Source organism: Streptomyces sp. NPDC047061, assembly GCF_040643955.1.
Classification (GTDB): domain Bacteria; phylum Actinomycetota; class Actinomycetes; order Streptomycetales; family Streptomycetaceae; genus Streptomyces.
Window position 1 is genome coordinate 90,505 of record NZ_JBEYVI010000043.1, and the last position, 7,812, is coordinate 98,316.

Annotated in this window: 6 protein-coding genes and 2 pseudogenes; 1 reads left to right on the top strand and 7 read right to left on the bottom strand. The window is 73.7% G+C overall.

What is annotated here, in order from left to right; all coding sequences use genetic code 11:
- Nucleotides 1–83: 83 nt before the first annotated feature.
- The 5 genes and pseudogenes from ABZ887_RS41415 to ABZ887_RS41435 all read right to left on the bottom strand — a co-directional run.
- Nucleotides 84–965, bottom strand: a pseudogene (locus ABZ887_RS41415) (lysylphosphatidylglycerol synthase transmembrane domain-containing protein); the annotation flags it as partial.
- The gene (locus ABZ887_RS41420) at nt 962–1,984 is read right to left on the bottom strand and encodes a trans-aconitate methyltransferase (RefSeq protein WP_361302159.1); all 1,023 of its coding nucleotides are present in this window, start codon (nt 1,982–1,984) and stop codon (nt 962–964) included. The pseudogene ABZ887_RS41415 and the gene ABZ887_RS41420, both read right to left, overlap by 4 nt.
- Nucleotides 1,981–3,183 carry a glycosyltransferase family 4 protein gene (locus tag ABZ887_RS41425; RefSeq protein WP_361302162.1) on the bottom strand — a complete coding sequence of 401 codons (1,203 nt, stop codon included), beginning with the start codon at nt 3,181–3,183 and terminating at the stop codon, nt 1,981–1,983. The genes ABZ887_RS41420 and ABZ887_RS41425 overlap by 4 nt, the downstream gene beginning before the upstream one ends.
- Nucleotides 3,180–3,578, bottom strand: a complete 399-nt coding sequence (locus ABZ887_RS41430) for a 6-carboxytetrahydropterin synthase (protein WP_361302165.1) — start codon at nt 3,576–3,578, stop codon at nt 3,180–3,182. Before ABZ887_RS41430 ends, ABZ887_RS41425 begins: the two co-directional genes overlap by 4 nt.
- Nucleotides 3,579–3,738: 160 nt before the next feature.
- Nucleotides 3,739–4,722 (bottom strand): dehydrogenase, encoded by a 984-nt coding sequence (locus ABZ887_RS41435; protein WP_361302167.1) that lies wholly within the window; start codon nt 4,720–4,722, stop codon nt 3,739–3,741.
- 121 nt (nt 4,723–4,843) lie between these two features.
- Here ABZ887_RS41435 and ABZ887_RS41440 point away from each other — a divergent pair, with 121 nt between their 5' ends.
- A complete protein-coding gene (locus ABZ887_RS41440; protein ID WP_361302170.1) occupies nt 4,844–5,662 on the top strand; it encodes a CDP-alcohol phosphatidyltransferase family protein in 819 nt (272 codons plus the stop codon).
- A gap of 54 nt (nt 5,663–5,716) precedes the next feature.
- Here the strand turns inward: ABZ887_RS41440 and ABZ887_RS41445 are convergent, their stop codons facing one another.
- Together ABZ887_RS41445 and ABZ887_RS41450 are read right to left on the bottom strand one after the other, a co-directional pair.
- Nucleotides 5,717–6,751, bottom strand: coding sequence for a cytochrome P450 (locus ABZ887_RS41445; RefSeq protein ID WP_361302190.1), 1,035 nt, complete (start codon nt 6,749–6,751; stop codon nt 5,717–5,719).
- Between the two features lie 249 nt (nt 6,752–7,000).
- Nucleotides 7,001–7,812 (bottom strand): annotated as a pseudogene (locus tag ABZ887_RS41450) (FAD/NAD(P)-binding oxidoreductase); the annotation flags it as partial.

Here is a 7,812-nt window from a genome sequence, read left to right on the forward strand (position 1 = left end):
CAGCGGACGACCAGGACCACCAGGCCCGGCAGGGCCGCCACGAAGCTGAGGACGCCGTAGACGACCGCGGTGGCGAAGCCGCTGTCCGCCCCGAGGCCGGCCGCGGCGAACGCCCAGGCGGTGACGCCCTCCCGGGGGCCCCAGCCGCCGACGTTCAGCGGCAGGCCCATGGCGACCAGGGCGAGGACGGCGATCGGGACGAGGACCGCCACGGAGGCGGCCGAGCCCGCGACCCGGGCGGCCACCACGAACATCCCGACGTGCCCGGCGAGGATGACCGCCGAGGACAGCGCGACGCCCGGCCCGTTGCGCCGCGACAGCAGCGCGCGGCGGGCCTCGCCGAGGGTGGCGCGCAGGGCACCGCCGCGCTTGCCGGGCGACTTGTTCATGCGGACGGCGAGCACGATCGCGCACGCGCCGGCCACCCCGGCCGCCGCCAGCGGGGCGAAGCTGCGCACGTCGGCGCGGACCGGCGAGGGCAGGATCAGCAGCGCGCCCGCGCCGAACACCGTCAACGCGATCTGTCCGGCGGTGCGTTCGAGGACGACGGCGCGGACACCGCGCCCGATGTCGCCCTCGCTCTGTCCGTGCCTGACCGCCCGGTGCACGTCGCCGAGCACCCCGCCGGGCAGGGCCGCGTTCAGGAACAGCGCCCGGTAGTAGTCGCCGACGGCGGGCCCGAGCGGGAGCCGCAGTCCGAGGCTGCGGGCGACCAACTGCCAGCGCCAGGCGCTCAGTACGGTCGTGACCGCGCCGACCGCCAGGCCGGCGACCAGCGTCGGGGTGTCGATCCTGCGCAGTCCGTCGAGGAAGACTCCGGTGCCGAGCCGCCACAGCAGCACGGCGATGATGGCGGCTCCGCCGAGGGTGCCCAGGTGGGTGCGGAGGGCCCGGAGGTTGAGGCGCCGGGGCACGGCGAGCGGGGCGACGGGCGCGGTCTCCCGGACCAGGGTGGGGGTGCTCATGAGGTGCCTCCGGTCGGCCGGGCGAGCGCGAGCAGGTCACTGTGGTGCACGACGGCCCGCAGTTCGCCGGCCGCGTTGGCGGCGAGCCGCTCGGCCAGGTAGGCGTCGGCGCGCTCGGCCAGTTCGGGGCGCTGCTCGACGGCCGCGCCGACCCAGCCGCGCAGCCACTGCTCGGTGAGCGCCTTCTCGTCCGGGCCGAGCCGCCAAGCGCTGGGGTGCACCTTCACGGTGGCGCCCCGGTCGGCGAAGGCCTCACAGGCGGCGGTGACCGCGTCCGGGCCGAGCAGTCCGCCGCGCCGCTGGTGGGCGTTGAACGCCTCGGCGAGCTCCGCGTCCAGCGGGTGGGAGGGGGTCAGTTCGACCCGTCCGGCCACCGACAGGGTGAGCAGCGCGGGGCAGCCGGCCCCGGCGCAGGCCGCGGCGAGGGTGTCTATCTCCTCCCTGGTGAGCACGTCGAGCAGCGCGGACGCGGTGACCAGGGAGGCGCCGATCAGCGCGTCGGGGGTGAGGCGGGCGACGTCACCGCGCCGGGTCTCCACGGTGACCCGGCTGCCGTCGGCGGCCGCGCGCGGCGAGGCGACGGCGGCGAAGTGCAGCAGGTAGGGGTCGCGGTCGTGCAGGATCCAGTGCTGGGCGCCGTCCAGGCGGGGGGCGAGCCAGCGGCCCATGGAGCCGGTGCCGCAGCCCAGGTCGTGGACGACCACGCCGCCCGCCTTGCCGGGCAGGTTGGCCAGCCGGATCCGCAGCGGGTCCAGCAGGTCGTGCGCCCGGGCGGCCGCGTCCGCGCTCTCCCGCAGCTCCAGCCACTCGGGGGCGTACCGCGGCGGCTCCTCGGGTCCGGTCTCCCGCAGCCGTACGGTGGCCCGCTCGCCCGGGCGGACGACGGGACCGGCTCCGGCGATCACCTCGGAGGGCGCCTGTTCGCGTTCTCGTCCCACTCCCGCATCCGTAACATCCGTCGGCCCGGGCTGCGCGGGGATCGCGCCGACCGGAGTAGTGGTGGTGGTCTCGCTGGTCATGCCGCCCTCCGGGGTTCGTCAGGGAGTCGGAGCAGGACTCCGGCCAGGCTGCGGGCGGTGGTCGCCCAGCCGTCGAGCGCCGCCCGCCGGCCGCGCGCGGCGGCCTTGAGACGGCGGCGTACGTCCGCCTCGCCGAACCAGCCGCGCAGTTCGACGGCGAGGGCGGCGGGGTTCTCCGGCGGTACGAGGATGCCGGGCACCCCGCCGTCGGGGGCGCGGCCGACCGCCTCGGGCAGCCCGCCGACGTCGGTGGCGAGCACCGGGATGCCGCGGGCGAGGGCCTCGGTGACCGCCATGCCGTAGGTCTCGGCGTACGAGGTGAGGACCATCAGGTCGGCGGCCGCGTAGCTGGCGTCGAGGTCGGCGCCGGCGCGGGGGCCCGCGAGGTGCAGCCGGTCGGTCAGCCCGTGGCGGGCGATGAGCGCCCGCAGGTGGGCGACGTACTCGGGGTCCTGGCCGAGGCCGCCGACGCAGGTGCAGGTCCAGGGCAGGTCCCGGACCGCCGCGAGCGCCTCGACCAGCCGGTGCTGGCCCTTGCGCGGGGTGACGGCTGCGACGCACAGCAGGTGCGAGACGCCGTCGGTGCCGCCGGCCAGCGGGGCGATGTCGGCGCCGGGGGCGGCGACATGGACCCGGTCGGGGGCCAGGCCGTGGTGCGAGACCAGCCGTCGTACCGCCCAGTCGCTGGTCGCGATCACGGCCGGTACGGCGCGCAGCACGGCGCGCTCGCGGGCGTCCAGGTCGGCGGCCACCGCCGCGTCGAGGCCGGTCTCGTCGCCGAGCGGCAGGTGCACGAGGACGACGAGCCGCAGCCGTTCCGTCTCCGGTACGACGATCTCCGGGACCCCGCAGGCCACCAGGCCGTCGAGGAGGACGACCGCCCCGTCGGGCAGCTCCCGCAGGGTGCGGGCGAGGGCGTCGCGGGCGTCGGTGCCGGGGCGCGGCCAGGAGCCGTCCACCGTGTGCCGGGTGACCTGCCATCCGAAGCCGGGCAGGTCCAGGCAGATCCGCCGGTCGTAGGCGTTGCCGCCGCTCGGGTTGGCCGGGTCGTCGACGCCGCCCGGCATGACGAAGTGCACGTTGCGCAGGGACATGGGGAGGATCCCGATGCTCGCCGGGGCACTGCTCTCGGAGGCGGCCGCGCGCTGCGCGGGCACATAGGTGAGGGCCGACGGGCGGCCGATGGCCATGTCGGTCACAGGGCACGCTCGTAACTCGCCCAGGCGACGTGCGACTCGTGGAGGGTGACGGTCAGTCCGGCGAGACCCCTGGCGCCCTCGCCCAGCGCACCCTTCTCGATGCGTTCGGCGAGCCGGTCGGCGATGACCTTCGCGAGGAACTCCGTGGAGGTGTTGATCCCGGCGAAGTCGGGCTCGCTGTCCAGGTTTCTGTAGTTCAGCTCGCTGACCACGGCGCCGAGTTCCTGGGTGGCAAGACCGATGTCGACGACGATGTTGTCGTCGTCCAGCTGCTCACGCCGGAAGGTGGCGTCCACGAGGAACGTGGCGCCGTGCAGTCGCTGCGCGGGCCCGAACACCTCGCCGCGGAAGCTGTGGGCGATCATGATGTGATCGCGGACGGTGATGCTGAACAACGGACGACCCTCCAGGTGCGGCGCGTCTGGTCCCCCGGCTGATCCCTGCCGGGGGATGCCCTTAATACGGCTCTTGGCTTCCCCGCGTTCAGTCCACTCTCACTCTTTTCTCAGGTCAGGACCTCTTGGCGGCCCGCACCGGCCGTTATTGGACGTTCCGTCAGCCGTTGTCGCCGTAGCGGACCCGGTGGCAGAGGGCGGGAATCTCCCCGGAGGCGAGTTTCGGGAGCAGCTCCGGCAGCTCCTCGAACGCGCTCTCCCCGGTGATGAGGGCGTCCAGCGCCGGGTCGGCCAGCAGGTCCAGGGCCAGGGCGAGCCGGTCGGCGTACGTGCGGCCGGCGCGGGCGGCCGGGGAGACGGTGCCGACCTGGCTGCTGCGTACGGTGAGCCGGCGGGAGTGGAAGGCCTCGCCGAGCGGGAGGGCGATCCGCCGGTCGCCGTACCAGCTGAGGTCGAGGACCGTGCCCTCCGGTGCGAGGAGTTCCAGCGCGCGGGTGAGGCCCTGTTCGGTGGCGCTGGCGTGCACGACGAGGTCGCAGTCGCCGAGGGCGTCCTCGGGGGCCGCGAAGTCCACGCCGAGCGCCTCGGCCGTCCTGGCCCGGGCCGGGTCGGCGTCGACCAGCTGGAGCCGCAGTCCGGGGAAGCGGGCGAGCAGGGCGGTGACCGAGCAGCCGACCATGCCGCCGCCGATCACCGCGATCCGGTCGCCGACCAGCGGCGCCGCGTCCCAGAGGGCGTTCACGGCGGTCTCGACCGTGCCCGCGAGTACCGCACGTGCCGGTGGTACCGACTCGGGTACCACCGTCACCGCGCTCACCGGAACGACGTAACGCGTCTGATGCGGATACAGACAGAAGACGGTACGTCCGATCAGCCCATCGGGGCCCTGCTCGACCACGCCGACGCTGAGGTAGCCGTACTTGACCGGGCCGGGGAACTCGCCCTCCTGGAACGGCGCCCGCATCACGGCGTGTTGGCTCTCCGGCACCCCGCCCCGGAACACCAGTGTCTCGGTGCCACGGCTGACTCCCGAGTACAGCGCGCGCACCAGGACCTCACCCTCGCCGGGCTCCGCGAGGGTGACGTCGCGCAGCTCTCCGTGGCCCGGGGAGCGGAGCCAGAACGCGCGGGCCGAGGAGTTCATCGGCATCCTCCTGAACGATCGGGAAGTGGTTCACGTACGGAGTTGTGCACAGCGAGAAGTGCACAGGCCGCGCACAGTACGCGGCGTTGATCGACTCTGTCATTCGGCCGGAGGACGTGCGGTGGCCCTGAACAACACTTACGAAGCCAGGCTGGTCCAGCAGGAGACCGCTGTGGGAGCGGGCGTGCAGATCCTGTTGCTGGCCCTGCTCGGGACGGCGATCGGCATGGGGCCGGCCGGCTGGCTGACGGGTCTCGCGTTCGCGATAGCCACCTGGGCGGTCCTCTCCCGGGCCCTGCACCGCACCCGCCCCCGCTCCTTCGGCCCCGCCAACCGGGTGACCCTCGGCCGCGCGATCCTGGTCGGCGGCGTGACCGCCCTGGTCGCCGACTCCTTCGAGAGCTCCCCGCCGGTCACCCTCCTGGTCGGCCTGACGGCCGTGGCCCTCATCCTCGACGGGGTGGACGGCAAGGTGGCCCGCAAGACGGGTACGTCGACCGCGCTGGGCGCGCGCTTCGACATGGAGGTCGACGCGTTCCTGATCCTGGTGCTGAGCGTGTACGTCTCGACGCAGCTCGGGCCGTGGGTCCTCCTCATCGGCGGGATGCGCTACGCGTTCGTCGCGGCCGCGAAGGCGGCACCCTGGCTGAACGCCCCGCTGCCGCACTCCATGGCCCGCAAGACGGTCGCCGCGATGCAGGGCATCTGCCTGCTGCTGGCCGGCGCGGACCTGCTGCCCTACGCGGCCAACCTGGGCGTGGTGCTGCTGGCGCTCGGCTCCCTGGTGTGGTCGTTCGGGCGGGACGTGCTGTGGCTGTCGCGCAACGCACGGACGGCGGTGCCGGCGCCGGTGCTGGAGGTGCCGGCGGAGGCCGCGTCCATGGAGTCTTCGGAGATTTCCGTCGAGGGCATCGAGTTCCTGGAACTGGCGATGCGCTGACCCGGCGACGCCGGCCGCCCCGTGGCACCGTCGCACTGGCACTGCCCTTACTGCTTACCGCCCTCGGCTGCCGCGCCCGTCGTCACCCTGCCCGACCCACAGATGGATCGGCCCGCGGAGCACGGGGCTGCGCCGGTACGGGGGCGGGTCGGCGACCAGGGTGGGATGGTCGAGGCGGCGTACCAGCTCGCCGAGTGCGATCTGGGCCTCCCGTCGGGCCAGCGGGCCGCCGAAGCACAGGTGGATGCCGCTGCCGAAGCCCAGGTGCTGGTTGTCGCGCCGGTCGGGGTCGAAACGGTCCGGATCGTGGAAGCGGTCCGGGTCGCGGCTGCCCGAGGCCAGCATCAGCATGACCTGCGAGCCCCCGGGGATGACGGTGTCGGCGACGGTGACGTCGCTGTACGCGGCCCGCCAGGGAATGATGTGCACCGGCGGCTCGTAGCGCAGCAGTTCCTCGACCAGCGGCACCACCAGGTCCGGTTCGCCGCGCAGCCGTTCCAGGATCTGCGGGTGGCGCAGCAGCGTCAGCATTCCGTTGGTGATGAGGTTGGCCGTGGTCTCGTGGCCGGCGATGAGGAGCAGCCTCGCAGTCGCGACGACATCGGCGTCGGTCATCCGCCCGTCCGGTCCGTCGTCGTTGGCCAGCCGTGCGAGCAGGCCGTCTCCCGGTCGGCCGTGACTCCGCTCCACCAGCCCGCCGAGGCACTGGTACAGGTCCTCGCGGGCCTGCACTCCCTTGTCCAGTCTCTCCTTCGGGTCGGTCGCCGGGTCGTAGTCGATCGAGCTCATGATGTCGTTCACCCAGAGGTGGAACCTCGGCTCGTCCTCCCGGGGCACGCCGAGCAGGTGGCAGGTCACGGTCACGGGGAGCGGGACGGCGAAGTCGTCGACGACGTCGATCCGCTCCTTGCCCGCCAGGTCGTCGATCAGGTCGCCGACGGTGGCGGTCAGGAAGCCTTCGAGCCCGGTCACCAGCCCCGGGGTGTGCGGGGGGCCGAACTGACGTGTCGCCATCCGCCGCAGCCGGTCGTGCTCGGGCGAGTCCATGTGGATGAACGACGACGGGGGTTCTCCGTCGTCCGAGGGCATCGGGCGCGACAGGTTGCGCACGTCAGAACTCAGGTGCGGGTCGTTCAGCACGTCCGTGATCTCGCGGTACGTGCTGATGACGTAGCTGCCGTCCTCCTGTCGGGCCACCGGCGTCCTGCGCAACTCGGCATACAGCGGGTAGGGGTCGGCCCGGGCGGACTGGTCGAAGATCCGTTGCAGCGTGTCGGCCGTCCCGGGCGTGGCCGTCCGGCGCGCCTCCCGCTCCCTGCGATGCCGGTGTACGGCGGTGACGCGGGGCTCACCGGGGGCATCGCCCGTGACGACCGCCGTGGCGCCCCGTGCGAGCAGGGCGGGGTCGGGGAGGTCGACGGGGACCGGTTTCCCGTCGGGCGGCCGGTCTGGCGTGGGGCAGGGCGGCGGGAAGGGCGCGGCCGTCTCGATCAACCGCCGGTAGTGGTCCAGCCGCTTGCCGTAGTCGAAGCTCACGGCGGCCGTGACGCGGCCCCGGTAGCCATACGCGGTGACGAAACGGAGGTCGCCCAGCGATCCCTGGACGACGGCCGTCTCGTCGGCGAGGGTCGGCACGCCGACGGACTTGATGTTGACGCCGAACTGGATCGACCAGAACCGCGGGACGCAGACGTGGGAGCGGCGGTCCGCCGGGGCGCTGACCATGTTGTGGGCGGCGACCTCCGCCTGCTCCACGGCGTCGGCCCAGTGCTCCAGCGAGATGAGCCGGGATCCGTAGTGGGGGTTCGGGCAGAGTGCCACGTCTCCCGCGGCGAAGACGTCGTCGGTGACGCGGCCGTCGACGTCGAGGGCGCGGCAGCCCGTGTCACAGGTGACTCCCCACACGCCCGCCGCCAGTCCGGAGCCCTGCAGCCACTCGGTGTTGCGGATGCTTCCGAGTGCCACCACCGCCACGTCGGCGTCGACCGTGGAGCCGTCATCGAAGTGGGCCCGGCGCAGCCGTCCCCGCGCGTCGCCCTCCAGCGAGGTGACCTCGACCCCGCACCGCAGGTCGACCCCGTGGGCGCGCTGCATGTCGGCCGCCACCTCGCCGATCATCGCGCCGAGCGCCCCGACCAGCGGGTACGGCG

Excerpts from the sequence above, each read along its gene's own strand:
- ABZ887_RS41435 (WP_361302167.1), bottom strand. The coding sequence starts at position 4,722 with ATGAACTCCTCGGCCCGCGCGTTCTGGCTCCGCTCCCCGGGCCACGGA.
- ABZ887_RS41420 (WP_361302159.1), bottom strand. The coding sequence starts at position 1,984 with ATGACCAGCGAGACCACCACCACTACTCCGGTCGGCGCGATCCCCGCG.
- ABZ887_RS41445 (WP_361302190.1), bottom strand. The coding sequence starts at position 6,751 with ATGCCCTCGGACGACGGAGAACCCCCGTCGTCGTTCATCCACATGGAC.